Annotated in this window: 22 protein-coding genes; 3 read left to right on the plus strand and 19 right to left on the minus strand. The window is 68.2% G+C overall.

The genetic code is table 11. The features are described 5' to 3' along the window. Window positions 1-46: 46 nt before the first annotated feature. From GFK26_RS26820 to alaS, 19 genes are all read right to left on the minus strand, one after another. The gene (locus GFK26_RS26820) at window positions 47-1,153 is read right to left on the minus strand and encodes a porin (RefSeq protein ID WP_153284628.1); all 1,107 of its coding nucleotides are present in this window, start codon (window positions 1,151-1,153) and stop codon (window positions 47-49) included. 55 nt (window positions 1,154-1,208) lie between these two features. Beyond that, complete coding sequence (locus GFK26_RS26825) at window positions 1,209-2,177, minus strand: PDR/VanB family oxidoreductase (RefSeq protein WP_153284629.1); 969 nt, start codon at window positions 2,175-2,177, stop codon at window positions 1,209-1,211. A gap of 23 nt (window positions 2,178-2,200) precedes the next feature. Beyond that, window positions 2,201-3,244 (minus strand): aromatic ring-hydroxylating oxygenase subunit alpha, encoded by a 1,044-nt coding sequence (locus GFK26_RS26830; RefSeq protein ID WP_153284630.1) that lies wholly within the window; start codon window positions 3,242-3,244, stop codon window positions 2,201-2,203. 12 nt (window positions 3,245-3,256) lie between these two features. Further along, window positions 3,257-3,478 (minus strand): recombinase-like helix-turn-helix domain-containing protein, encoded by a 222-nt coding sequence (locus tag GFK26_RS26835; protein WP_153284631.1) that lies wholly within the window; start codon window positions 3,476-3,478, stop codon window positions 3,257-3,259. Window positions 3,479-3,509: 31 nt separating this feature from the next. After that, window positions 3,510-4,691 carry an FAD-dependent monooxygenase gene (locus GFK26_RS26840; RefSeq protein ID WP_153284632.1) on the minus strand — a complete coding sequence of 394 codons (1,182 nt, stop codon included), beginning with the start codon at window positions 4,689-4,691 and terminating at the stop codon, window positions 3,510-3,512. A gap of 28 nt (window positions 4,692-4,719) precedes the next feature. Further along, window positions 4,720-5,706 carry a Bug family tripartite tricarboxylate transporter substrate binding protein gene (locus tag GFK26_RS26845; protein WP_153286121.1) on the minus strand — a complete coding sequence of 329 codons (987 nt, stop codon included), beginning with the start codon at window positions 5,704-5,706 and terminating at the stop codon, window positions 4,720-4,722. 14 nt (window positions 5,707-5,720) lie between these two features. Further along, on the minus strand, window positions 5,721-6,692 hold the full coding sequence (locus GFK26_RS26850; RefSeq protein ID WP_153284633.1) for a VOC family protein: 972 nt from the start codon (window positions 6,690-6,692) through the stop codon (window positions 5,721-5,723). Window positions 6,693-6,705: 13 nt separating this feature from the next. Next, window positions 6,706-8,181 (minus strand): aldehyde dehydrogenase, encoded by a 1,476-nt coding sequence (locus GFK26_RS26855; RefSeq protein WP_153284634.1) that lies wholly within the window; start codon window positions 8,179-8,181, stop codon window positions 6,706-6,708. A gap of 16 nt (window positions 8,182-8,197) precedes the next feature. After that, window positions 8,198-8,998: an aspartate dehydrogenase gene (locus GFK26_RS26860; RefSeq protein ID WP_153284635.1), complete on the minus strand. Its 801-nt coding sequence runs from the start codon at window positions 8,996-8,998 to the stop codon at window positions 8,198-8,200. Window positions 8,999-9,018: 20 nt separating this feature from the next. Further along, the gene (locus GFK26_RS26865; protein ID WP_153284636.1) at window positions 9,019-10,716 is read right to left on the minus strand and encodes a thiamine pyrophosphate-binding protein; all 1,698 of its coding nucleotides are present in this window, start codon (window positions 10,714-10,716) and stop codon (window positions 9,019-9,021) included. Continuing rightward, window positions 10,709-11,548, minus strand: coding sequence for an SDR family oxidoreductase (locus GFK26_RS26870; RefSeq protein WP_153284637.1), 840 nt, complete (start codon window positions 11,546-11,548; stop codon window positions 10,709-10,711). Before GFK26_RS26870 ends, GFK26_RS26865 begins: the two co-directional genes overlap by 8 nt. 15 nt (window positions 11,549-11,563) lie before the next feature. Further along, window positions 11,564-12,403 carry an IclR family transcriptional regulator gene (locus GFK26_RS26875; protein ID WP_099796581.1) on the minus strand — a complete coding sequence of 280 codons (840 nt, stop codon included), beginning with the start codon at window positions 12,401-12,403 and terminating at the stop codon, window positions 11,564-11,566. Between the two features lie 36 nt (window positions 12,404-12,439). Next, complete coding sequence (locus tag GFK26_RS26880; RefSeq protein WP_153284638.1) at window positions 12,440-13,309, minus strand: alpha/beta fold hydrolase; 870 nt, start codon at window positions 13,307-13,309, stop codon at window positions 12,440-12,442. A gap of 23 nt (window positions 13,310-13,332) precedes the next feature. Continuing rightward, window positions 13,333-13,896: a cupin domain-containing protein gene (locus tag GFK26_RS26885; RefSeq protein ID WP_228121791.1), complete on the minus strand. Its 564-nt coding sequence runs from the start codon at window positions 13,894-13,896 to the stop codon at window positions 13,333-13,335. A gap of 29 nt (window positions 13,897-13,925) precedes the next feature. Continuing rightward, on the minus strand, window positions 13,926-14,741 hold the full coding sequence (locus GFK26_RS26890; protein ID WP_153284639.1) for an SDR family oxidoreductase: 816 nt from the start codon (window positions 14,739-14,741) through the stop codon (window positions 13,926-13,928). A gap of 19 nt (window positions 14,742-14,760) precedes the next feature. Next, entirely contained in the window at window positions 14,761-15,744 is a 984-nt protein-coding gene (locus tag GFK26_RS26895) for a Bug family tripartite tricarboxylate transporter substrate binding protein (RefSeq protein WP_153284640.1), read from the minus strand. A 192-nt stretch (window positions 15,745-15,936) separates the two neighbouring features. Beyond that, on the minus strand, window positions 15,937-17,196 hold the full coding sequence (locus GFK26_RS26900) for a D-amino acid dehydrogenase (RefSeq protein ID WP_153284641.1): 1,260 nt from the start codon (window positions 17,194-17,196) through the stop codon (window positions 15,937-15,939). A gap of 54 nt (window positions 17,197-17,250) precedes the next feature. After that, window positions 17,251-18,267: a 2-dehydropantoate 2-reductase gene (locus GFK26_RS26905; protein ID WP_153284642.1), complete on the minus strand. Its 1,017-nt coding sequence runs from the start codon at window positions 18,265-18,267 to the stop codon at window positions 17,251-17,253. 32 nt (window positions 18,268-18,299) lie between these two features. Further along, a complete protein-coding gene (alaS, locus tag GFK26_RS26910) occupies window positions 18,300-20,924 on the minus strand; it encodes an alanine--tRNA ligase (protein ID WP_153284643.1) in 2,625 nt (874 codons plus the stop codon). A gap of 261 nt (window positions 20,925-21,185) precedes the next feature. Between alaS and GFK26_RS26915 the strand changes: the two genes are divergently transcribed. The 3 genes from GFK26_RS26915 (at window position 21,186) to GFK26_RS26925 (ending at window position 24,010) form a co-directional block, all read left to right on the plus strand. Further along, window positions 21,186-22,010, plus strand: a complete 825-nt coding sequence (locus GFK26_RS26915; RefSeq protein WP_153284644.1) for a ferritin-like domain-containing protein — start codon at window positions 21,186-21,188, stop codon at window positions 22,008-22,010. A gap of 721 nt (window positions 22,011-22,731) precedes the next feature. Continuing rightward, on the plus strand, window positions 22,732-23,175 hold the full coding sequence (locus GFK26_RS26920; protein WP_153284645.1) for an SRPBCC family protein: 444 nt from the start codon (window positions 22,732-22,734) through the stop codon (window positions 23,173-23,175). 28 nt (window positions 23,176-23,203) lie between these two features. Further along, complete coding sequence (locus GFK26_RS26925; protein ID WP_153284646.1) at window positions 23,204-24,010, plus strand: transglutaminase-like domain-containing protein; 807 nt, start codon at window positions 23,204-23,206, stop codon at window positions 24,008-24,010. The last annotated feature ends 90 nt before the right edge of the window (window positions 24,011-24,100 follow it).

The following is a 24,100-nucleotide window of genomic DNA, read 5'->3' on the forward strand; positions in this document are numbered from 1 at the left end:
ACCGGGGCTCTCTCTTGCTTGGGGGATGCGCGTCGTGTGGCCGCGCCTAGAACATGTGGCGCATGCCGAACTCGACGCCGCTGGAGGCGCGGTTGGGCCGCGTGATGGCGCCGGCCAAAGCCTGCGTTGCGCCGTTCTTGTTGCTGATGCGGGCAATGGTTCCGTACACCGCCGTGCGCTTCGAAAGGTTGTGCACGTAGCCCAGCGCCAGCTTCGACGTCGTGGGCTCGCGCACCGCGTTGAGCGGCTCCAGCTTGTAGCGCGCGTACGAGGCCTTGATTTCGCCCGGACCGATGGGCAGCTGGAAGCCGACCAGCACGCCCTTGGCGTCGGTGCTGCCCTTCGATTCCTTGTACAGCTCGCTCGTGAGCTTGAGGTTCATGAGCGAGGGGCCGAAGGTGTAGGCCGCGCCGAGGTTGGTCACGCGCAGGTCGCCGCTCACGTAGCGCGTGCGGCCGGTGGCAATGGCCACGTTGAGGCCGCCGCTCTGGTAGCCGAAGCGTGCGCCCGTGTGCTGGCCGTCGCGCTTGTTCGACACCTGCGTGCCGGGCAGCACCGAGGTCGAATCGTTCTCGCCCATCGCGTACATCACTTGGCCGTAGAAGCCGCCGAGATTGGCCGGCAGGAAGTAGCCGATGCTGTTCGACGCGCGCGTGCCGGTGGGCGCCACGAGGCCGCCCAGGCCCGAGAAGTAGATCTGGTTGGCGCCGATGCCGCCGCCGGTGCCGAAGGGATCGAAGATCGCGGTGTTCCAGAAGGCGGGCACGTAGTCGCGGCCCAGGCGCACTTCACCGAAGGGCCCAGCCAGGCTCACGGTCGAGCGGCGGTTGAAGCTCATCACGCCGGGCGTGCCGTTGCCGCTGGCCTGGTTGTTCGAGTTCGACGGAAAGCCCGTACCGCTGTCGTTCTGCAGGCCCATCTCGAGCCAGAAGCTGGCCGAGAGTCCGCCGCCGAGGTCTTCGGTGCCGCGGAAACCGAGGCGGCTGAACATGTTGCCGCTGTTGCCCAGCTGCGTCTTGTGGGCCGATCCGTCGCCGCTGCCGCGCGTGTAGATCACGGAGGCATCGACCACGCCGAACAGCGTGACGGAAGATTGGGCCAGCGCTCCGCCAGCCGCGGTGGCCGCAGCCATCGCGATCAAGTACTTTTTCATTGAATGTCTCGGTTGGTTTTTCTCTCGGCCGTCTTTTGGGTTGTGGCCTTGTTGCTCAGATATCCAGCACCAGCCGCTCGCCCTTGCAGCGAGAGACGCAGATCATCATGGTCTTGTTGGACGCACGTTCGATCTTGGTGAGGATGCCGTCGTGGTGATCGACTTCGCCCTCGAGCACCGCTGTTTCGCAGGCGCCGCAGACGCCTTCCTTGCAGCTGTGGTCGGGGTTGAGGCCAGCGTCGATCAGGCTGTCGAGAATCGATTTGCCCGGGGGCACCTCGACACTCTTGCCGCTCTTGGCGCACTGCACCACGCAGGTCTGTGTGGCGCTGGGCGCCTCCACATGCACGGCGGCGAAGCGCTCGATGTGTGCGTTGGCGTAGCCCAGTTGCTCGCAGCTCTTTTCAAAGGCGTCGAGCATCGGCGTGGGGCCGCAGCAGTAGTAATGGCTGGTGGCGCCCTTGCCGGCCAGCAGCGATGCGAGGTCGGGCGGAGCACCCTTCTCGTCGTCGAAGTGCCAGGTGAGCTGCACCGATTTTTCGGCGGCCAGCGCCTCGATGGCATCGCAGAAGGCGGCCTCCTTGCGGGTGCGTGCGCAGTAGACGATTTCGACCGGTTTGCCGATGGCAATGAGCCGCTGCAGCATGCACCAGATGGGCGTCACGCCGATGCCGCCGGCCACGAGCACCGAGCGTTCGGCGCCCTCTTCCAGCTTGAAGTTGTTGCGCGGCGCCGAGATCGGCAGCGTCATGCCCACGCGCAATTGCTGGTGCACGTAGCGCGAGCCGCCGCGGCTCTTGCGGTCGTTGAGCACGCCCACCACGTAGCGCTGGCGGTCGCTCGAGGGGTTGCACAGCGAGTAGCTGCGCACCAGCCCGTTGGGCAGGTGCAGGTCGATGTGGGAGCCGGCCTCGAAGGCGGGAAAGTCCACCGTCGGCGTGGCCGGCCGGAACTCGACGCTGACGATGCCGTCGGCCTCGTAGCGCATGGTGTGCACGAGGGCGTTCAGCGTGGGAGAAGACATGGCGATGCTCGCTTGCTTGCAGTTCAGGCCGTGGCGGCCTCGGCTTCGGCCAGCTGCGCTTGGGCCAGGTTGCGCATGTGCCGGCGCAGGCGGACGATGCCCAGGTCGTGCTGGTACAGGTTCTCGTGCTGGTTGGCGTCGGCTTCCATCTCTTCGAGCATCACGCGGTCTTGCTCCAGCACGTGCCAGTGGCGCGCCTCGAGGCGGTTCTTGTACAAGAAGCGCCAGGTGTCGCGCTCCCAGCCCGGCGACAGCTTGCGTGCGCGCCAGAAGAAGGTGGCCGTCATGCCGTTGGCCATCGGCGAGAAGGCGCCGATGATGATGAAGTTGCCGCCGGGGCCGCCGGTCTTCGGGTACGGAATCTCCAGGCGCATCCAGTGGATGCCGGTGTCGGCCCACTCGGTCCAGTCGAAGTTGACGTTGCGCTGGCCTTCCTTCTCGAACACGAAGCCGATGTCGGTCGGGCGAACGCCGAACTTGGCGCTCGAGTCGCCCTCGGCCATCGAGTGCGACTGCTTGTGCAGGTACGTGCCGTGCATCGGGTCCATCACGTTGTCCAGCACGTAGCGGTAGTCGCCCTTCCACTCGGTGTAGCACAGGAAGTTGGAATACTCCGCTTCATCGGTCAGCTGCTCGGGCAGCACCAGCGGCGGCGGCACGTCGACCGGCTCTTTCGAGTTGTAGAGGAACACGGCGCCCGCGCGCTCCTGCACATGGAAGTGGCGCGTGGCGCGCGAGCCTTCGAGCTTGCAGCCCGGGCTGCCGGGCACGCGCGTGACCACGCCGTCGTGGCGAACTTCAACGCCGTGGTACGGGCACGAGAGGCGGTCGCCCAGGATCACGCCCTGCGACAGCGGCGCGCCGCGGTGCGGGCAGCGGTCTTCCAGTGCGTGCAGCACGCCTTCGCCGTCGCGCCACAGCGCGATCTTGCGGCCGAGGCGGCGCAGGGAGATGGGGTTCTCCTTGATGAAGTGCGAAGGGCAGATCGGGTACCAGAGGTCTTTCAGGCCGATCTCCAACAGATGGTCGACCGGGTCAGCGGGAACGGGATGGATGGCGATGGTCATGATGGGTTCTCCTCAGGCGGCCAGCGTGGCCATTTCCTTGCGGTACAGCGCCTCGGTCCATGCGAGGCCGCCCGGCGTGGCCAGGCCGCTGTCGTTCAGGCGCTGCACGAGGCCCGGCAGGTCATGGATGCCGTCGCCATAGGCGCGTTCGATCACGTCGCCCAGCAGGTCTTCGTAGGTGGTCGCGGGGCGCTGGCGCGCCTGGTGCGGTTGGAGATAGCGGTCTTGTTGCATCGTGAGCCTCCGTAGGGCGAGGAGAAAAATTTCAGGCGGTGGCAGCAGCAGAGGCAGCGACGGCACCCTGCGCCGGCACGCCCAGCGGCACGGCCCAGGCGTCGTAGGCGTACACCCAGTCGGCGTTGCCGCCTTCGCGCAGCCAGTTGTTGCCGCGCGAGCCAAGCTGCACCTGGCTGGCGCGCTCGATGCGGGCGGTCTGGTAGCCCTGCAGCGCGGCGGGAATGTCGGCCATGGCCACGCCGTCGAGGTGGCGCGACAGCACCACGGCGTCTTCGATCGCCATGCCGGCGCCCTGCGCCATGAAGGGCAGCATCGGGTGCGCGGCATCACCCAGCAGCGCCATGCGGCCCTGCGCCCAGGCGGGCATGGGATCGCGCTCGTACAGCGCGGTCTTCAGCACGGTGTCGCAGGCATCGAGCAGCGCGCGCGCCTCGGGATGGTAGGCCACGTACTGCTCGCGCAGCTCGTCGACGCTGCCCGGCGCGGTCCACGACTCGAGGTGCCAGGTGTCCTGCGGCGTGGTGGCGAAGATAAAGATGTCCTTGCCGCGGTTCAGCGGGAAGGTGACGATCTGGCTTTGCGGGTTCGGGCCCCACCACTTGGTGAAGGCGCCCAGGTTGGGCACGCCGGCCACGCGCTCGGCGGGCACCACGGCGCGGTAGGCGACGATGCCGGTGAAGCGCGGGCTCTCGGCGCCGAACATCGCGGTGCGCACGCCCGAGTGGATGCCGTCGGCACCAATGAGCACGCCCACGCGGGCGCTGGTGCCGTCGCTGAACGACAGGGTCACGCCCTGGTCGTCGGCTGCGATGGTCTCGGCGCGCTTGCCGAGCGCCACGCGTTCGGCGGGGAACATGTCGGCCAGCGCGGCCAGCAGGTCGGCGCGGTGGATGGTGAGCTGCGGCGCGCCGTAGCGCTGTTCGGCCGAGTCGGCCATTTCGAGGCGCGAGGTTTCTTCGCCGCTGTCGTAGGTGCGGCTGATGCGGTGCGACGGGCGCGCCGCTGTTACGCGGGCGGCGTCGCCCACGCCCAGGCCGTCGAGTGCGCGCACGGCGTTCGGCGTGAGGTTGATGTCGGCGCCAACGCGGGCGAACTGCCTGGCCTGTTCGAACACGACCACGTCGTGCCCGGCACGGCGCAGTGCAATGGCGGTGACCAGGCCGCCGATGCCGGCACCGACGATGCCGATGGTGGATTCGCTTGTGTGCATGCTGTCTCTCTTTGTTCTTGCGTGCGGCTTACTCGGCCACGATGTTGCGGGCCTTGATGATCCGGGCCCAGACGGCCGTCTCATCGCGGATGTGGGTGGCGAACTCGGCGGGCTTCATGGCCGCGTCGGTCATGCCTTGCGCCTTCAGGCGTTCGCGCACATCGGGCTGTGCCAGCATCTCGGCCGCGTCTTTTGCGAGTTGCTCGACGACGGCGGGCGGCGTGCCCTTGGGGGCCAGCAGGCCGTACCACGAGGTCACGGCCACGCCCTGGATGCCCTGCTCCGCCAGCGTGGGAATGTCGGGTGCGGCGGGGCTGCGCTTGGCCTCGGTCACGCCCAGCGCGATGAGCTTGCCGTTCTTGATGAAGGGCATGGTCGCGGGCAGGTTGCTGAACATCAGCGGCACCGAGCCGCCGAGCACGTCGTTGAGCGCGGGCGCCGTGCCCTTGTAGGGCACGTGCAGCAGGTCGATGCCGGCCTGCTGCTTGAACAGCTCGCCCGCCAGGTGCAGGCCGCTGCCCACGCCGGGCGAGGCGTACGACAGCGTGTTGGGCTTGGCCTTGGCCATGGCCACCAGCTCCTTCGCGCTCTTGATGCCCGAGGCCGGCGCGGCCACCAGCACGTTGGGCGCCTTGGCGAGCATGGTGACGGGCACGAAGTCTTTTTCGATGTTGAACGGAAAGTTCGGCATCAGCGTCGGGTTGATCGTGAGGTTGCCGGCCGGCACCACGAGCAGCGTGTGGCCGTCGCCCTTGGCGCGCTTGACCTTGTCGATGCCGATGTTGCCGGCCGCGCCGACAAGGTTCTCGACCACGGCCGCCTGGCCGTAGCGCTTGGCCAGGCCGTCGGACAGCACGCGGGCCAGCGTGTCGACCGGGCCGCCGGGCGGGAACGGCGAGACGATGGTGAAGCGGTCGCTCGACAGCTGCTTGTGCGCGTCGCTCTGTGCGTGCGCGGGCAAGGCGATGGCCAGTGCGGCGGCCGCCATCAGGGAGAAAGAAAGACGTCGTTGCATGAGGTTCACCGGGTTCACTTCTTCTCGGTCAGGAAAGCACCTTTCGGGCCTTCGGCGTTCTTCTGGCGGCGCGTGTGGCCGTCCAGGCCGCCATCGACGGCCCATTCGGCGAACACGGTCGGACCGGGTTCGAACTCGCGCGGCTGCCAGTCGGCGGTGAGCTGGTCTTCGTCGGCGTAGTACTCGATGAGGCCGCCGGCCGGATTCTTGAAGTACCAGAAGTACGCGGACGACACCGGGTGACGGCCCGGGCCGAGTTGCGTGTCCCAGCCGCAGCGCGAGAAATGCAGGCCGCCTCCGAACACCTCGTGGATGTCGCGCACGGTAAAGGCCACGTGGTTGAGCCCGCGCTTGCCCGAAGGAATCTGCAGCAGGAACAGGTCGTGGTGACCGCCCTCGGGCGCACAGCGCATGAAGGCGCCACGGTTCGGATAGCCGTCGGACGACACAAAACCGAAGCGCTGCGCATAGAACGCGCTCGTCGCTTTCACGTCGCTCACGAAGAACACGACGTGGCCGACCTCGATCGGCGTGGCGCGTTCGTAGATCGGTGCGGCCTGGTTCACGCGCGGCTTGGCGTTCCAGGTGTTCATGGCGCCGCAGTCGACTTCGACCGCGCGCTTGCGGCTCACCTGCAGGCGCACGGCCAGGCCGTTGGGGTCGGTGCAGCCGATGCGGCGCGCGCCGTCGACCGTGATGTCGATGAAGGCCGGGTCTTGCGCGATGGCGGCGGCGTAGCGGTCCAGGTCCGCGTCGCTTTCCACGCCCCACACCACTTCACGCAATGTCGGGCCCTCTTCCATCGCGGGCGGCAGGTTCGCGTTGTCCAACGCCGCGACGACCACCTTGCAGCCGTTGAGGCACTCGAAGACGAGTTCGTCGGCGGCTTCGGACGTGAGTGACAGGCCCCAGTCCTGGAAGAACTGGCGGCAGGCGGGCAGGTCGTCTGCGCCGTAGGTGATCTGGTCGATGCCAAGTACGCTCATCGTGCGTTCCTCTTCAGTTCGCCCACGGGAGCGGTTGTTCGTTCGTGCCCCAGTACATGCTCTTCTGCTCCATGTACTGGAAGATGCCTTCGCGGCCCTTCTCGCGGCCCAGGCCGCTGTCGCGCCAGCCGCCGAACGGCGTGGACACCGAGAACTGCTTGTAGGTGTTGACCCAGACCGTGCCGGCCTGCACCGCGCGGCCCAGCTTCCAGGCGCGCTTGAAGTCGCGGCTCCACACGCCGGCGGCCAGCGCGTAGATGCTGTCGTTGGCCTGCGCGATCAGTTCTTCTTCGGTGTCGAAAGGCATCGCGACCAGCACCGGGCCGAAGATTTCTTCCTGGCTGATGCGCGCGTTGTTGGTCAGGCCTTCGAGGATGGTGGGCTGGTAGAAGTAGCCCTTGTCGTAGTCCGCGCCGTGCGGGCGCACGCCGCCCGTACGGATGCGGCCGCCTTCGGACACGCCCAGGTCCACATAGCGCTCGATGCCTTCGCGGTGCTTGGCCGTGATGAGCGGCCCCATCTGCGTGCGCTCCGAGGCCGGGTCGCCCACGCGCAGTGCATTGGCGCCTTCGGCCAGCCGCGTGAGGAACTCGTCGTAGATGCTGCGTGCCACGAACAGGCGCGAGCCCGCGATGCACGACTCGCCCGACGAACTGAAGATGCCGTAGAGCACGCCGTTCACCGCATGGTCGAGGTCGGCATCGTCGAGCACCATGGTCGGCGACTTGCCGCCGAGCTCGAGCGACACCGGCATCATCTTGTCGGCCGCGATGTGGGCGATGTGCTTGCCGGTGGTGGTGCCGCCGGTGAACGACACGCGCTTGACCAGCGGGTGCTTGGTGATCGCGTCGCCGATCACCGAGCCCTTGCCCGGCAGCACGCTCACGATGCCCTTGGGCACGCCGGCCGCTTCACAGATGCGCGCCAGTTCCAGCGCCATGAGCGGCGTGACTTCGGCGGGCTTCACGACCACCGCGTTGCCGGCCGCCAGCGCAGGCGCCAGCTTCTGGGCTTCGCTCGCGATGGGCGAGTTCCACGGCGTGATGGCCGCGACCACGCCCATGGGCTCGTGCACGCTCATCGTGACGAAGGCACCGCGCGAGGGGGTGATGGTTTCTTCGAGCGTCTCGAGCGCGGCGGCGAAGAACTGGAAGGTGGCCGCAGCGCTGGCCACGAGGTTGCGCGTTTCGCTGATCGGCTTGCCGTTGTCCAGGCGCTGCTTCTGCGCGAGCGACTCGCCCTCTTCGCGGATGAGCTGCGCCACGCGGTGCAGCACGGCGGCGCGCTCGTGCGGCAGGCGCTGGGCCCAGCCGCTGGTGCGAAAGGCGTGGTCGGCACGCGTGATGGCTTCTTCGACGTCGGCCAGGCTCGCGGCCTTCAGGCGCGCAATGGGCTCGCCGGTGGCCGGGTAGAGGCTTTCGTAGACGTCGCCGCCGCCCAGGCGCCATTCGCCGGCGATGCAGATCGGAAGGAGTTCGGTGGAGATCATGGGATGACTCGAAAGGTCAGATGGCCAGGGGCGCGACGCGGTTGCGCAGCGCGCGCACGGCGCTGTACACGGTCAGGGCCGAGGTCTTGGGGTTGGCCGCGAGCGGCTTGTTGCGCATGGTCAGCGTGAAGCTGCCGAAGGCGCCTTCGGCTTCGACGGTGTGCACGTTCTCGGTGGTGCCCGGGTCGGCAATGAGGCGCACCAGCGTCTGATCGAGGCCCAGGCCCGCGAGCGAGACGGTGGCCGCCACGTTGGCGTTCTTCGGATAGAGCAAGGCCGCTTCGCGCGCGCTGCCTTCGAAGATGATGGTTTCGTGGGCCAGCGTGTCGAGGTTGCGGCCCTGCTCGGCCGGCGTGCCCTTCCAGGCCTGCGGCGGCTTGCGGCCCGTGTAGCGCACGCTGCTCAAGCCGCCGATGCGGGCCGCGGCGAGCGCATCGATGCCGCCGATGGCGCCGGGAATCAGCTGCACCTGCGTGTGGCCGGCGACGGCGGCGGCTTCGAGCTTCTCGGCGAAGCCCGTGGCCGACAGCGCGCCGACCGATGCCACCACGCAGGGCGTGCCGCGTGCCAGCGCGGGCAGCACGTGCTGCTCGATGGCGGCATGGCCGGCGGTCTCGACCACGAGGTCGATGCCGGTGGCGGGCACGGCGCTGCCCACTTGCGCGTCGGGTGCGACCTTCTGCGCGGCGGCAACGCCTTCGAACGGCACGACGATGGCCACCACCTTCAGGGCGGGATCGCCGCGCAGCAGTTCGAGCACCGAGGTGCCGATGGCTCCGCAGCCGACGAGTGCAATGCGCGTGATGGCAGTGGTCATGCGTGGGGTTCCGCGTTCGCTCACTGGGCCGCGCCGAGCGCGGGAATCTGCGTGACCGTGTTGGTCGGCGGGCCGGCGAAGGTCGTCTTGAAACCGCCGATCGACAGCATGTCGATTTCCAGCAAGAACGGGCCGTTGGCGGCGAGCGCCTTGTCCAGGTGGGCCGGCAGGTCGGCCAGGTCCTTCACGCGGGCATGCGGCAGCGCGATCGACTGGCACAGCAGGTCGTAGTCGGGCGTGTGCAGCTCGGCGTAGCACTGGCGGCCGCCGTACTGCGCGTCCTGGATGTTCTTGATGACGCCGTAGCTCTTGTCGTTCATGAGCACGATGACCATGGGCGCCTTCTCCTGCACCATGCAGGCCAGCTCGCCCAGGTTCAGGATGAAGCCGCCGTCGCCGGCCAGGCAGAAGGTCTTGCGACCCGAGCCCGTCACCGCCGCGCCGATGGCCGCGCCAATGGCCATGGGCATGCCCTGGCCGATGCCGCCGCCCGTGGCGTGCACGCCGGCACTGGGTTCGAACACGCGCAACTCGCGGTTGCCCCAGGTGCTGTTCGACACCGTGACGTCGCGCACCCAGTTGAATTGGCGCCCGGCCACCGACTGCAGCTGGCGCACGAGTTCGGCATACGGGCCGAGGCCGTCGCGCAGCGTGGCCACGGCCTGGTCGTGCGCGGCGCGCAGGTCGACCAGCAGCTGCGGGTCGGCCCTGTACTTCGCGGCTTCGAGGCGATCGGCCAGGCCATCGAGGGCCAGCGCGGAATCGCCGCAGACAAAAACTTCGGACGCGTAGCAGCGGCCTTCGGCAGCGGCATCGGCGTCGATGCGGTACAGCGTGCGCGGCAGCTTCAGTTCGTACTTGAGCGTCTCGTTGCCGCGCAGGCGCGAACCGACCACGAGCATCGCGTCGCAGGTCTGATAGAAGGCCTCGACGGGCTTCTGGATGTTGTACGCGCCGAGCGAGCCGGCGTCGTCTTCTGGCACCGTGCCGCGACCTTGCGTGGTCGTGACCACGCCGAAGCCCAGCTTCTGCAGGCGCTGGATGGCCGAGCGGGCATGGCGGGCACCGCCACCGACCCACAGCAGCGGGCGCTTGGCCGTGGCCAGGCGCGCGGCCAGTGCATCGAGGCCGGCGGCCGAAGGCACGGGGCGCTCGATGGGCAGCGGCGACAGGTCGGCCGGCATGGTCGTGAGCGCCGACTGGATGTCGATCGGAATTTCCACGCTGACCGGGCCGGTCGGCGCCGTCATCGCGAGCTGCACCGCGCGCTTGAGCGTGCCGAGCACCGTCTCGACGCTGCGCACGCGCAGCGCGGCCTTCGACACGGCCTTGAGCATGGTGAGCTGGTCGGGCGCTTCGTGGATGTACGACATGCCCTTGTCCAGGTACGGCGTCTCGATCTGGCCCGTGATGTGCAAGAGCGGCGCGCCGGCGGTCAGTGCCTCGACCATGCTGCCCGCGATGTTGCCCGCGGCCGGGCCGGTGCTGGTGATGCACACGCCCAGGCTGGCGGTGGAGCGCGCATAGGCGTCGGCCATGTTGCCCGCGCCGGCCTCGCCGCGCGCCGAGATGAAGCGCACCGTGCCGCGCTGCGCGAAGGCATCGAGGATCGGCATGTTGTGGATCGAGATGACGCCGAAGGCTGCCTTGACGCCGCACTGCTCGAGAAAGGCGGCGACGACGGCGCCGACCGTGACGGTGTTGTTGGGGTTATGCATGGCGGGAATGGCCTCCGGAAATATCGATGTGGCTGCCGGTCGTGTACGACGCGAGCGGTGAAGCAAGGAAAAGGATCGCGCGCGCGGCTTCGGTCGGAAGCCCCAGGCGACCCAGCGGAATGTGTTTGGTGGTGGCGAGCTGGCGGCTCCAGGCGGCCCAGTCCTGCGACTTGTCTTCGCGCGCGTCGAAGCGGCGGCGCCACTGGCCCGACTCGACGAGGCCGATCAGGATGCCGTTGACGCGCACGCCCTGCGGCGCGAACTCGGTGGCCATGGAACGCACGAGGTTCAGCAAGCCTGCGCGCGCGGCCGACGTAGCGACCATGTGCGGCTCGGGCTGACGCGCGAGCAGCGAGTTGGCGCAGACGATGGCGGCATCGCCCAGCACGGCGCGCTGCGCCGCGAGCTGCGGCAGGAAGGCGCGCGTCGGGTGGATGACCGAGAAGAACTTCAGGTGCAGCTCTTCCATCCAGGCCGCGTCGTCGGTGTCGGCGAACGTGGACACACGCCCCTGCCCTGCGTTGTTGACCAGCATCGAGGCCGGGCCGAGCGCGGCCTCGCTGGCAGCGGCGAAGGCGCGCACCGAGGCGGCGTCGCGCACGTCGCAGGTCTGTGCGAACAGCTTCGCATCCGGGTACGTGGCGCGCAGGCCGGCCACGGCGGCATCGAGCCGTTCGGCGTTGCGGCCACACAGCGCCACGGCGGCGCCGCAGCCGAGCAGCAGCTCGACCGTGGCCAGGCCGATGCCCGACGACCCGCCCGTGACCACGGCCACGCGGCCGGCCAGTGCGTCGGCGGCGAAGAAGGAGGAAGAAGGGGCGGAGGTCGTCATGATCAAAAAAGCGTGTCAGGCGCTGCGCAGCGGAACCACCTTGGCGGTGCTGTTGCGTGCGGGCGAGTAATTGAGCAGGCCCGAGATCTCGTCGGCCGTGCCGCGCACGCGCAGCACCATCTCGTCCATGCGGTTCTCGTCGATGTGGCCCGAGGTGATGGTGGCGCCCAGCGCCGCCACGATGTGGCCGCTGTGGTCGCGCACCGGCGCGGCGATGGTCGAGATGTTCGATTCGAAGAAGCCCTCGCCCAGCACATAGCCGCGCTGGCGGTCGGCCTGCACCATGTCGAACAGTTCGTTCACGGTCTTGGGCGTGCTCGGCGAGAAGGTCTCGAGCTTGTCTTCGGGGTACAGCGCGCGCAGCTGCGGCAAGGTGAGGTCTTCCAGCAGGATGCGGCCCAGCACCGTGGCGTGGGCCGGCAGGCGCGTGCCCACCGTGACCGAGCTGGCGAACGGCGTGGCCGGCGCCACCTTGGCGACGTAGACGATCGAGCGGCCGTCGCGCACCACGAGGTTGCAGGGCGTGCGCAGTTCGTCGCACAGGCGGTTGAGCAGCGGCGTGCCCAGTTGCGTGAGCTCCAGCGAGGCCAGGTATTCGAAGCCCAGGCGCAGCACGGCCAGGCCCAGGCGGTAGTCGCGTCCGCCCTCGGCGCGCTCGAGGAAACCCATGTTCTCCAGCGTGGTGAGCAGGCGAAAGACGGTCGAGCGCGGCAGGTCGAAGCGGCGCGCCAGCTCGGGCGCGGAGAGCGTGCGGCTCTCGCGGCTGAACTCGCACAGCACGCGCAGGCCGCGCTCCAGCGCGGGCACGTTGTAGCGGTCTGCGCCCTCTTCCATCACTTCGTTGTCGGTGGCCATCTGGGAATTCCTCTCGGTTCTCTTGTTCGTGTCGGGTCAGCCGGCGAGCGATTCGCGCAGCAAGGCGGCGACGGCCTGCGGTTGTTCCACATAGCCGGCGTGACCCGCATCGTCCACCAATTCGAGGGGCACGCCGCAGCGGCGCGCAACCTCTTCGCAGGCGGCCGGCGGCGTGACGACGTCGAGCGCACCGCAGGCCACGCGCACGGGCATCGGCGGCGGCAGGTCGGCCAGCAGGTCGGCGTTGCACAGCAGCTCGACGGCCTGGCGGTAGCCGTGGTCGTTCAGGCGCGCCATGTTCCAGCGCACCCACTGGCGGGCGTGCTCGCTGGCACCGTCGGAGACGAGCCGGCCCGCGCGCTTGGCGGCCATGCCGGCAATGCCGAGGTCGTCGAGCGTGGCCAGGCGTTCGGCGCGCACCTTGGCGCGGGCGTCGATGCGCTCGGGGGCGCCATAGCCGATGGCGGGGCTCACAAGCACGAGGCGGCGGATGCGCGCACTGGCACTCGACTCGTTGCGCGCAGCCGATGCAGCGGTGATGGCGCCCAGTGAATGGCCGACGAGCACGCAGGAGCGGATCGAGAGCGCGTCGAGCATTTCTTCAAGACGCGCGGCGTAGTCGGCAGCGGTCGGCGTGGCCGAGGCCAGCGGCGTCGAGCGGCCATAGCCCGGTGCGTCCCACGCAATGAGGCAGGCCTGCGGCGCCAGCAGCGCCGCGGTGTCGAGCCACGAGGCCGCGCCCGAGCCGATGCCGTGCAGGCACACGATCACCGGGCCCTGTCCGCATTCGCGCACCGACACCACCGCGCCGTTGCCGACCGCGACGTCGCGGGCCGGAAAGCGTGCGTCGAGCCGCGCCAGCTCGAAAGCCGGCAGGGTCTGCGCGGGGATGTCGATGGTGCCCATGGCCTGTTCGCTCGTTCGCTCGCTCAGCGCTTGATCTTGGCCAGCGGATGGTCGGCCGGGTACGTCGGCTTGATCGGCTTCTGTGCGCCGAGCATCACGCACATCAGCGCGTCTTCGTCGCCGATGTTGATCTCTTCGCGGTACACGCCCGGCGGCACCGAGATCAGGTCGCGGTCGGTCATGATGGTTTCGAAGCGCTCGCCGTCTTTTTCGATGACGACCTTGAGCTTGCCGCGGATGAGGAAGAACACTTCTTCCACGTCGGTGTGCAGGTGCGGCGGGCCTTCGTGGCCGGCCGGGATCACCATGGTCGAGAAGGTGAAGTGCTCCGAAGGCACGGTGTTGGTGTCGGCCGCGACACCGGTGCCGCCGGTGCCCACGTAGCGCATCTGCGCGCGGCGGAACTTGGGATCGAAGTCGGCCTGGAACTTCAGCGCGTCCCAGTCGTAGGTGCGGGTTTCGTAGCGCGCGATGCGGGTGTTCATCCACTCGGCCAGGCTGGAACCTTCAGGCTGCACCAGCGTGCTGCCGACATCGCCAGCGGCGGTGTTGCTGTTGATCTTTTGCTGTTCGGACAAATCGCTCATGGGTGTACTCCTTGGTCGGGAAAATTCGTTCAGTGCATCGCGAAGCCGCCGTTCACGGCGAGCAGCTGGCCGGTGACGAAGCGCGCCAGGCCGGACAGCAGGAACACGGTGGCGCCGCAGACGTCGGCCGCCTGCTGCTCGCGCGGGATGGCGCGGCCTTCGAGGTATTTCTGGTGGCGCGCCATCGGCACGTACTCGGTGGCTTCGACCAGTGTGAGGCCCGGTGCCACGGCGTTGACGGTGATGTTGTCGCCGCCCCATTCGCGCGCCAGCGAGCGCGTCATGGAAATGACCGCGCCCTTGCTCGACGCGTAGGCCAGCAGGTTGGGCGCGCCCCACAGCGCCGTGTCCGACGCGAGGTTGACGATGGCGCCACGGCCGCTGGCCGCCAGCGCGGGGCGGCAGGCGCGGCCCATGAGCCAGCTGCCGCGCACGTTGACGTTCATCACGCGGTCCCACATGTCGATCTCGAGCTGGTGCGCGTCGCGCCCGCCCGAGTTGGTGATGGCGGCGTTGTTGACGAGGCCGTCGAGGCCGCCGAGCAGGCGTACCGCCTCGGCGGCGCCCGCCTCGATGGAGGCCGGTTCCGACAGGTCGATCGCCAGCGCGTGCGCCGTGCGGCCGGCATCGCGCAGCGCCTTGGCTTCGGTTTCGGCCAGCTCGCCGAGGATGTCGGCCAGCACCACGCTCGCACCCGCCGCGGCCACGCACTGCGCGAACGCCAGGCCCAGGCCGCGCGCACCACCGGTCACGAGCACGCGGCGGCCGGCCAGCAGGTTGGCGGGCATCTCGGCCAGCAGCGACTGCAGGCTGGAGGGATCGGCGATGGCTTTGAGGTCGGTCATGGCGGGCTTCTGGTTAAGTTCAGTCGGCCTGGATGCCGAGTTCCTTGATGACCTTGCCGAAGCGCGCGAAGTCGGCGGCGTTGGTCTTGGCGAGCACGTCGGCGTCGCCGCCCACGGGCGTGGTGCCCAGCACGGCCATGCGCGACACGATGTCGGGCATCTTCAGGATCTCGTTGAAGTGGCCGTTGAGCGTCTTCACGACTTCGGGCGGCAGGTTGCGCGGGCCCCACAGGCCGTTCCAGGCGGTCAGCTCCACGTCCTTGTAGCCCAGCTCGGCGAAGGTCGGCACCTTGGGTGCGAGCGGCGAGCGTTCTTTCGAGGCCACGGCCAGCGGAACCATCTTGCCGTTGGGCATGTACGGCGCCACGGGGCCGAGCGTGATGAAGGTCACCGGCACGTGGCCGCCGAGCACGTCGTTGACGGCGGGCGCCACGCCCTTGTACGGCACGTGCGCCAGGCTGGTGCCCGAGGCGCGGGCGAACATCTCGCCCAGGATGTGCATCGGCGAACCGCTGCCCGGGCTGGCGTAGCTCAGCGACTTGCCGCCCTTGGCCGCGGCCACCGCGTCCTTCAGGCCGGTGTAGCCCTTGGCGCCGCTGGCGACGAGGAAGAGCGGCAGGCTGCCGGTCTGCACGATCGGCGTGAAGCCGTTGAGCACGTCGTAGCCCGAGGCGCTGCCGGTCTTGAGCACCAGCTGCGCGATCGAGAAGGTGCTGGGCGCGAGCAGCAGCGTGTAGCCGTCGGGCGCGGCCTTCGACACATAGGCGCTGCCGATGATGCCGCTGGCACCGGGGCGGTTGTCGACCACCACGGGCTGGCCGACGCGGGCCGAGAGCTTCTCGGCGTACAGGCGCGCCAGGGCGTCGGTGTCGCCACCCGCCGGATAGGCAACGACCAGCGTGATCGGCTTGCTGGGGTAGGTGTCTGCCCAGGCGAGTCCGGAAGCGCAAGCGGCGGCCAGGGAGACGGCAGCGGCGATGGCGAGGCGGCGAGTGTGTGTCATCGGGGGTCCGTGGAATCGGTTGTTTGTTTCACTAAAGAAACAACGATTTATTAATGGAACACCGCGAGAATACCGAGGAAGACAACTTCATGACTAGGTAAAAACCCTAGTCAGCGTGCAACCGGGCGTGTACGCCCCATGAAAAAGGGCGGCCGTTTCGGGCCGCCCTTCGAGGGTGGGAGCAGGGTTTGGCTACCCGCCGTAGCGCGCCACGGTCAGGCCTTCCATGTCGATTTCGGGCGTCCTGCCCCCGATCAGGTCGGCCATCACGCGGCCCGTGCCGGCCGCCATGGTCCAGCCGAGCGTGCCGTGGCCGGTGCTCAGCAGCAGGTTGGGCACGCGGGTGGCGCCGATCACCGGCGTGCCGTCGGGCGTCATGGGGCGCAGGCCGGTCCAGAAGGACGCGTCGCGCACCGGGCCGCCGCGCGGGAACAGGTCGGTCACGACGTGTTCGAGCGTGTCGCGCCGCCGCGCATCGAGCGCGAGGTCGAAGCCCGAGAGCTGCGCCGTGCCGCCCACGCGGATGCGATCGCCCAGGCGCGTGACGGCGACCTTGAAGGTCTCGTCCATCACGGTCGATTCGGGCGCGCCGCTCGCGTCGGTGATGGGCACGGTGATCGAGAAGCCCTTGACCGGGTACACCGGCAGGCCGATGCCCAGCGGCCGCACCAGCGCGGGCGAGTAGCTGCCGAGCGCGACGACGTAGCAGTCGGCAGTGAAATGGCCTTGGTCGGTGCGTACCCCAGTCACGCCCTTCCCCGCTTCGTGTTCGAGGGCGTCGATGGTCACGCCGAACCGGAACTGCACGCCCTCGGCTTCGGCCAGCTTGGCGAGCGCCTGCGTGAACTTGAAGCAGTCGCCGGTCTCGTCGCCCGGCAGGCGCAGGCCGCCGACGAACTTGTCTTTCACGGCGCCGAGCGCGGGCTCATGCACAACGCAGCCGTCGCGATCGAGCACCTGGTAGGGCACGCCGGACGCCTTGAGCACCTCGACGTCTTTCGCGGTGCCGTCGAGCTGCGCCTGCGTGCGAAAGAGCTGCAGCGTGCCCTGCATGCGTTCGTCGTAGCGGATGCCGGTGTCGGCGCGCAGCGTCTTCAGGCAGTCGCGGCTGTATTCGGCGAGCCGCACCATGCGGCCCTTGTTGAGTTCGTAGCGCGCCTGCGTGCAGTTGCGCAGCATCGACAAGCCCCAGCGCCACATCGCCGGATCGAGCATCGGCTTGATGACCAGCGGGCTGTGCTGCATGAGCATCCACTTGATCGCCTTGACCGGCACGCCGGGCCCGGCCCACGGCGCCGAGTAGCCGGGCGACACTTCGCCCGCATTGCCGAAGCTGGTTTCGAGCGCGGGCGCCGGCTGGCGCTCCAGCACCGTCACCGTGTGCCCGGCGCGCGCCAGGTAGTACGCCACCGAGGTGCCGATGACACCGCTGCCGAGAATCAGGACCTGCATGACAACCCCTCCCTCTTGAAAGCCGCCATGGGCCTGAGGGTACAGGGCCGGCGGTCAAAGACCCAGTGCGTCCTGCAATTGGCGCGCCGTCCAGCGCTTCGGGCTTTGCGGCCAGGCCTCGAGCAGCGCGACCATGCGCGCGTTGCGCGGCGCGCTCAGGCCGTGCTCCTGCGCGAGTCGCACCACCTCGCCGCTGAGCGCGTCGATCTCGGTGCGACGGCCCAAGGCCAGGTCGTCGGCCATGCTGGAACGCGCCTTGGCGTCGATGCGCAGCATGCGCGCCGCGACGATGCGAAACAGCCAGTCGGGCAGCCGCAGCAGACCCGGCAGTCGCCGCGCAGGCACCGCCGCCACCTGCGCGGGCACGATGCCACCCGTGCGCAACACGTCCAGCGTTTCGTCGATGAGCGCCGCGAAGCAGCAGCGGTAGCCGCGCTGCATGAGCTCGTCGCGCAGCGGCAGGCCCGACAGCGCGTTGACCGGGTTGTTGAGGTTGAGCAGCAGCTTGCCCCACTGCACGGGCAGCAGGTCGGCATGCAGGTCGAGCGGCACGCCGGCGCGTTCGAACACGGGCAGCCAGTCGCGCAGCGCAGGATCGTCTTCCGCGGCCAGACGGCCGGGCGTGCCGCGGTGGAAGGCGCCGTCGTCGATCTCGGCCACGTTGTACGGCACCATGCCGGCGCGGATGTTCAGCGACGGGCCGGCCTGCCCCGCGGCAGCGCAGTTCGAGATGCCGTTCTGCAGCGAGACGACCGTGGTGCCGGCGGGCAAGGCAAAGGCCAGCTCGCGCGCCGCCTCGGCCGTGGCGCCGCTCTTCACGCACAGCAGCACCAGCGCGGGCCGTGCGCCCACCGGCACCTGCTCGCACAGGCGCAACGTGGGCGCCGCCAGTTTGTGCCGGGCGCCGTCGAGGTCGGTGAGCGTGAGGCCGTGGCGCGCGAGCTTGTCGAGCACGCGCGGACGGCCGACGAAGGTGACGGGCACGCCCGCCGCCGCAAGGCTGCCGCCGATGAAACAGCCGATGGTGCCCGCCCCCATCACGAGCACTTCACCGGGGATCGCGTCGGACATGAAGTGCTGTGTGGGTAGTGAGCGAAAGGGTCTCAGGTGCGTTCAGCGACCCAGGCCTGCACCGATTGCAGCGCGGCCGGCAGGCCCGCGGCATCGGTGCCGCCGGCCATGGCCATGTCGGGCTTGCCGCCGCCCTTGCCACCGACCTGCTGGGCCACGAAGTTGACCAGCTCGCCGGCCTTCACCTTGCCGATGCTGTCGGCCGTGACGCCGGCTGCGATCTGCACCTTGTCGCCGTCGACGGCGGCCAGCACGATGGCGGCGGTCTTCAGCTTGTCCTTCAGCTTGTCCATGGTGTCGCGCAGCGTCTTGGCGTCGGCGCCGTCGAGCTTGGCCGCGAGCACCTTGATGCCGTTGACGTCGACCGCCTGCGCGATGAGCTCGTCGCCCTTGGACGATGCGAGCTTGCCTTTGAGCGCACCCACTTCGCGTTCGAGCGTCTTGACCTGCTCGAGCACCTGCGAGAGGCGGCCCTGCAGCTCGGCGGCCGGCGACTTGAGCGTGGCGGCCACGCTCTGCACGGTCGATTCGAGGTCTTGCAGGTACGACAGCGCGTTGGCGCCCGTGACGGCTTCGATGCGGCGCACGCCGGCGGCCACGCCGCCTTCGCTGACGATCTTGAACAGGCCGATGTCGCCCGTGCGGCCGACGTGGGTGCCGCCGCACAGTTCGCGGCTGGTGCCGATGTCGAGCACGCGCACGGTCTCGCCGTACTTCTCGCCGAACAGCATCATGGCGCCGGTCTTCTGGGCCGACTCGAGGTCCATCACACGGGCCTGCGTGGGCGCGTTGTCCAGGATCTCGGCGTTGACGCGCTTCTCGATCTCGAGGATCTGGTCGCGCGAGACGGCTGCGTTGTGCGCGAAGTCGAAGCGCGTCTTGTCGGCGTCGACCAGCGAGCCCTTCTGCTGCACGTGGTCGCCCAGCACTTCGCGCAAAGCCTTGTGCATCAGGTGGGTGACCGAGTGGTTGCGCATGGTGGCGGCGCGGCGCGCGGTGTCGACCGCGGCCTTGACCGCGTCGCCGACCTTCAGCGTGCCTTGCGTTTGCGTGCCGTGGTGGCCGAACACGTCGGCCTTGATCTTCTGCGTGTCGTCGACGCCGAACTGCACGCCTTCGGCCACGAGCACGCCCTGGTCGCCGACCTGGCCGCCGCTCTCCGAATAGAACGGCGTGGTGTCGAGCACCACGATGCCGCTCTGGCCTTCCTTCAGTTCATTGACGGCCGCGCCTTCGACATACAGCGCGACGACCTTGGCGTTTTCTTCGAGGTGCTCGTAGCCGGTGAAGGTGTTGCCCGCGCCGGCGTACTCGACGTTGCGGTCCATCTTGAACTTGCCGGCGGCACGGCCCGCGGCCTTCTGCTTTTCCATCGCGGCGTGAAAGCCGGCTTCGTCGACGCTCAGGCCGCGCTCGCGGCACACGTCGGCCGACAGGTCGAGCGGGAAGCCGTAGGTGTCGTGCAGCTTGAAGGCGACGTCGCCCGGCAGCACCTTGGCATCGCCGGCCAGCGCCGCGTCGAGGATTTCCATGCCGATCGCCAGGGTCTCGAAGAAGCGTTCTTCCTCAGCCTTCAACGTCTGGGTGATGTGCTTCTCGTCGGCCACGAGCTTGGGGTACGCGTCGCCCATGAGCTTCACGAGGTCGGGCACCAGCTTGTGGAAGAAGGGCTTCTTCTGGCCCAGCTTGTAGCCGTGGCGGATGGCGCGGCGAATGATGCGGCGCTGCACGTAGCCGCGGCCTTCGTTCGACGGAATCACGCCGTCGGCCACCAGGAACGAGGTGGCGCGGATGTGGTCGGCAATCACGCGCAGCGAGTTGTTCGACAGGTCTTGCGTGCCGGTCTCGCGGCCTGCGGCCTTGATGAGCGCGTCGAAGATGTCGATTTCGTAGTTGCTGTGCACGTGCTGCAGGATCGCGGCCAGGCGCTCCAGGCCCATGCCGGTGTCGACGCAGGGCGCGGGCAGTTTCTTGACCGAGCCGTCGGGCTGCATGTCGAACTGCATGAACACGTTGTTCCAGATCTCGATGTAGCGGTCGCCGTCTTCATCGGGCGAGCCGGGCGGGCCGCCGGCGATCTCGGGGCCGTGGTCGAAGAAGATTTCGGAGCACGGGCCGCAGGGGCCCGTGTCGGCCATCATCCAGAAGTTGTCGGACATGTAGCGGCCGCCCTTGTTGTCGCCGATGCGCACGACGCGCTCGGGCGGCAGGCCGATCTCTTTCGTCCAGATGTCGTAGGCCTCGTCGTCCTCGATGTAGACGGTGGCCCAGAGCTTTTCGGCCGGCAGCTTGTAGACCTGGGTCAGCAGCTCGAAGGCCCACTTCAGCGAGTCGCGCTTGAAGTAGTCGCCGAAGCTCCAGTTGCCCAGCATCTCGAAGAAGGTGTGGTGGCGCGCGGTGTAGCCCACGTTCTCGAGGTCGTTGTGCTTGCCGCCGGCACGCAGGCAGGCCTGCACCGAGGCGGCGCGCACGTAGGGGCGCTTGTCTTCGCCGAGGAACACGTCCTTGAACTGGACCATGCCCGAGTTCGTGAACATGAGCGTCGGGTCGTTGCCCGGCACCAGCGAGCTCGAAGGCACCACCGTGTGGCCCTTGGAGGCGAAGAAATCGAGAAAGGTCTTGCGGATGTCCGCGACCGTGAATGTGGGCTGGCTCATCTTTGGATTTCGTCTGCCGTCAGGGCGGCCTGGCGATGGCGACCCTGCGTCGAAACCACTGCGTTGAACCGGCCTAACTGCTTGATTTGCTTGAACAATCGATTATAGGTTTGCGCATGGTGCCCGGGCCCGCCCCGGGCCTTGCGCGCACGCGATCCGGAAGCCGGGGCTAATATGGACGGCTGAAGCGGCGCGCGCCCTCCCCGGCTGCAGCCTGTTTCTTCCCTGTTTTCATCGGCAACCATGAATCAAGGAGCACGCATGGCGGGTCAGGCCTCAGCACCTCACTGGAAGATCGAAGACCTCGATTTCTCCCGAATCGCACGCGAACAGGTGCGCACGGACGAAAACCTCTTCTACCTGGTGGCGTCGGCCTCCTTCATCGAGAGCGGCTCCGACCTGTACACCCAGAACCTGGTCGATTTCTTTCGCGGCGATGACGAGGTCACCGGGTGGCTGTCGAACCACTGGGAGCAGGAAGAGCTGCAGCACGGCCGGGCCCTGCGCGCCTATGTGCGGCACGTGTGGCCCGAGTTCGACTGGGACACGGCCTACCGCGGCTTCCTGGCCGAGTACGCGACCTACTGCAAGGTCGAGCTGCTCGCTCCGACCCGCGCCCTTGAACTGACCGCCCGCTGCGTGGTCGAGACCGGCACCGCCACCTATTACCGGGCCATGGCCCGCAGCACCACCGAGCCGGTGCTGCGCGACCTGGCCACGCGCATCGCGACCGACGAGGTCAACCACTACAAGCACTTCTACCGGTTCTTCCGCCGCTACCGCGCACAGGAGCGGCTGAACCGCTTGCGCGTGATGGGCACCATCGGCCGGCGCACCCTGGAACTGAAAAGCGAGGACGCCGACTGCGCCATCCGCCACGCGGTGAAGGCCCGCGCCCCGCACCGGGCGGGCGACGTGGCCTATGTGCAGCAGCTCAGCGCCCGCATGAACCGCACCATCCGCACCCACCTGAGCCCCGGCACCGCGCTCAAGATGCTGATGCGCCCGCTGGAGCTGCCGGCCCGCGTGCAGACGGTGATCCAGTACCCGATCCGGCAGTTCATGGAGCACGTTTTTCTGCGCTGAAGGGCAGAAAACAGGCAAAAAAAACCCAGCACGATGCTGGGCTGAATCTCTGGATTGCTGTCACGCACAGAGAACCCGCACTGGAAGCGAGTCCGCAAAATTTAGGGCCAGCGCTGCCGCCGGGTTGTCAGACAACACCGACAGTTCTGCACGATCGTGCCGGCCACCGGCATCCCCGCAAGTTCGAAAAACTGCCAAATTCTTCACACTTTTTAACTTGTCCTACGGTTACGACATTTTTCAGCTGACACGCCGGGCGCCCGTCCTCACCGAGGATGCACCTGCTGTCACGCAACAGGGCCGCAAAAGAAGAGCTCTCTGTTTGCCTTAGAGCGCGCCCCTTCGGGGGCCTCTCGAGATACCCGCTCCGGCGGGTATTTTTTTGCCTGCCGCAGGGCCGCCATCGCGCTACCACATCGAAGTGACGGGTTTTCCCAATCCGATGGGGACAATGTTGTGGAAAACCTTGTGTGCAGCGTTCAAGACCGTTGCCTGGCGGGGCCTGCAACACGGTGCCTGCGAAAGAGGCAGCGAAGGTAAAAAACCCGGAGAAATATTTTTCTCGGCGTTTTCGCCACAGTTTCGGCGCCGGATCAGAACGCGCCGGGCACCGCGCCCAGCCCGGACATCCGGTGGTCGAGTCCACCTGAAGAGCGCGGCGTCGCGGCGTCGCAGCGTGCCGCGTGCGTTAGGCTTCGCGATCCATTCCACCCTTCATCCCATGCACATCGAAGAGCGCGTCCACATCGCCGTCCCGCCCGGGGTTATCGACACCATCTGGAGCGAGGTCGACCGATGGCACCTGTGGGACCCTGACACCAAGCAAGCCCGGCTCGACGGGCCCTTTGCGGTGGGCACAAAAGGCCGGCTCGTTCCACAGAAGGGCATGGGCGTTCCGATGGTGGTCACCGAGCGCGCCGAGGGCCGGTCGTTCACCGCACAGGGCTACATCCCCCTGTTCCGCATGCACTTCAGGCACACGGTGTCTGCGGCAGATGGCGGCTCGGACGTCGTGCACCGCGTGTGGTTCACCGGCGCCCTTGCCTTCCTGTTCGGGCCCGGCGTTGCCAAGCAGGTTCGGGCGGGGCTTCCCCGGACCATGCAGTCGCTGAAAGCCTATGCCGAGCAACGCCACAACACGTCGGGACCTGGCGATCGTCCATAAAGTGCGCATCAAGGCGCATCATGGGCCGATGCACATCCACCTCGGCTTTGAGATCGCGTACCAGTTTCCCCGGCCGACGCCGATGATCCTGGCCCTCAGCATTCACTACTCGCGCGCCTCGGACCTCGTGCGCCCGGACCATCTGCTCACGCAGCCGGCTGTTCCCACCACCGCCTACCGCGACCTGTTCGGGAACTGGTGCACGCGCCTGGTCGCGCCCGCCGGCCGCTTCGTGCTGAGCACCGACACCGTGGTCCGCGACAGCGGCGCAACCGACGTCGTCGTGCCCTCCGCGCCGCAGGTGCCGGTGGAGTACCTGCCCGAATCCACCCTGCTCTATCTGCTGGGCAGCCGTTACTGCGAAACCGACCTGCTGTCCGATTTCGCCTGGCAGCGCTTCGGCCACGGCCCGACCGGCTGGGGCCGCGTCCAGGCGGTGTGCGACTTCGTGCACCAGCACATCGAGTTCGGCTACCAGCACGCCCGGCGCACCCGTTCGGCGTTCGAAGCCTTCAAGGAAGGGCAAGGCGTGTGCCGCGACTATGCGCACCTGGCCATCACGCTGTGCCGCTGCCTGAACATTCCGGCCCGTTATTGCAGCGGCTACCTCGGCGATGTCGGCACCCCGCCGCCGCACGGCACGATGGATTTCGCGGGCTGGTTCGAGGCCTTCCTGGGCGACCGCTGGTACACCTTCGATGCACGCAACAACGTGCCCCGCATCGGCCGCGTGCTGATCGCGCAGGGGCGCGACGCCAGCGACGTCGCGTTGTCCAGCACCTTCGGGCCGAACGAGCTGGACGGGTTCAGGGTGTGGTGCGACGCGGTGCAGTGAACGGATCAGTCCACCGCGTCGACGAACGACAGCCCCGGCAGCACCGCACCGGCTTCACCTCGCCCCCAATCCAGGTCGCCAGGCGCTCCT

The sequence above is a fragment of the Variovorax paradoxus genome (assembly GCF_009498455.1).
Lineage (GTDB): Bacteria > Pseudomonadota > Gammaproteobacteria > Burkholderiales > Burkholderiaceae_C > Variovorax > Variovorax paradoxus_H.

Bases quoted from the DNA above. Each gene is read 5' to 3' on its own strand.
- GFK26_RS26820 (WP_153284628.1), bottom strand. From the start codon at position 1,153: ATGAAAAAGTACTTGATCGCGATGGCTGCGGCCACCGCGGCTGGCGGA.
- GFK26_RS26825 (WP_153284629.1), bottom strand. From the start codon at position 2,177: ATGTCTTCTCCCACGCTGAACGCCCTCGTGCACACCATGCGCTACGAG.
- GFK26_RS26830 (WP_153284630.1), bottom strand. From the start codon at position 3,244: ATGACCATCGCCATCCATCCCGTTCCCGCTGACCCGGTCGACCATCTG.
- GFK26_RS26835 (WP_153284631.1), bottom strand. From the start codon at position 3,478: ATGCAACAAGACCGCTATCTCCAACCGCACCAGGCGCGCCAGCGCCCC.
- GFK26_RS26840 (WP_153284632.1), bottom strand. From the start codon at position 4,691: ATGCACACAAGCGAATCCACCATCGGCATCGTCGGTGCCGGCATCGGC.
- GFK26_RS26845 (WP_153286121.1), bottom strand. From the start codon at position 5,706: ATGCAACGACGTCTTTCTTTCTCCCTGATGGCGGCCGCCGCACTGGCC.
- GFK26_RS26850 (WP_153284633.1), bottom strand. From the start codon at position 6,692: ATGAGCGTACTTGGCATCGACCAGATCACCTACGGCGCAGACGACCTG.
- GFK26_RS26855 (WP_153284634.1), bottom strand. From the start codon at position 8,181: ATGATCTCCACCGAACTCCTTCCGATCTGCATCGCCGGCGAATGGCGC.
- GFK26_RS26860 (WP_153284635.1), bottom strand. From the start codon at position 8,998: ATGACCACTGCCATCACGCGCATTGCACTCGTCGGCTGCGGAGCCATC.
- GFK26_RS26865 (WP_153284636.1), bottom strand. From the start codon at position 10,716: ATGCATAACCCCAACAACACCGTCACGGTCGGCGCCGTCGTCGCCGCC.
- GFK26_RS26870 (WP_153284637.1), bottom strand. From the start codon at position 11,548: ATGACGACCTCCGCCCCTTCTTCCTCCTTCTTCGCCGCCGACGCACTG.
- GFK26_RS26875 (WP_099796581.1), bottom strand. From the start codon at position 12,403: ATGGCCACCGACAACGAAGTGATGGAAGAGGGCGCAGACCGCTACAAC.
- GFK26_RS26880 (WP_153284638.1), bottom strand. From the start codon at position 13,309: ATGGGCACCATCGACATCCCCGCGCAGACCCTGCCGGCTTTCGAGCTG.
- GFK26_RS26885 (WP_228121791.1), bottom strand. From the start codon at position 13,896: ATGAGCGATTTGTCCGAACAGCAAAAGATCAACAGCAACACCGCCGCT.
- GFK26_RS26890 (WP_153284639.1), bottom strand. From the start codon at position 14,741: ATGACCGACCTCAAAGCCATCGCCGATCCCTCCAGCCTGCAGTCGCTG.
- GFK26_RS26895 (WP_153284640.1), bottom strand. From the start codon at position 15,744: ATGACACACACTCGCCGCCTCGCCATCGCCGCTGCCGTCTCCCTGGCC.
- GFK26_RS26900 (WP_153284641.1), bottom strand. From the start codon at position 17,196: ATGCAGGTCCTGATTCTCGGCAGCGGTGTCATCGGCACCTCGGTGGCG.
- GFK26_RS26905 (WP_153284642.1), bottom strand. From the start codon at position 18,267: ATGTCCGACGCGATCCCCGGTGAAGTGCTCGTGATGGGGGCGGGCACC.
- alaS (WP_153284643.1), bottom strand. From the start codon at position 20,924: ATGAGCCAGCCCACATTCACGGTCGCGGACATCCGCAAGACCTTTCTC.
- GFK26_RS26915 (WP_153284644.1), top strand. From the start codon at position 21,186: ATGGCGGGTCAGGCCTCAGCACCTCACTGGAAGATCGAAGACCTCGAT.
- GFK26_RS26920 (WP_153284645.1), top strand. From the start codon at position 22,732: ATGCACATCGAAGAGCGCGTCCACATCGCCGTCCCGCCCGGGGTTATC.
- GFK26_RS26925 (WP_153284646.1), top strand. From the start codon at position 23,204: ATGCACATCCACCTCGGCTTTGAGATCGCGTACCAGTTTCCCCGGCCG.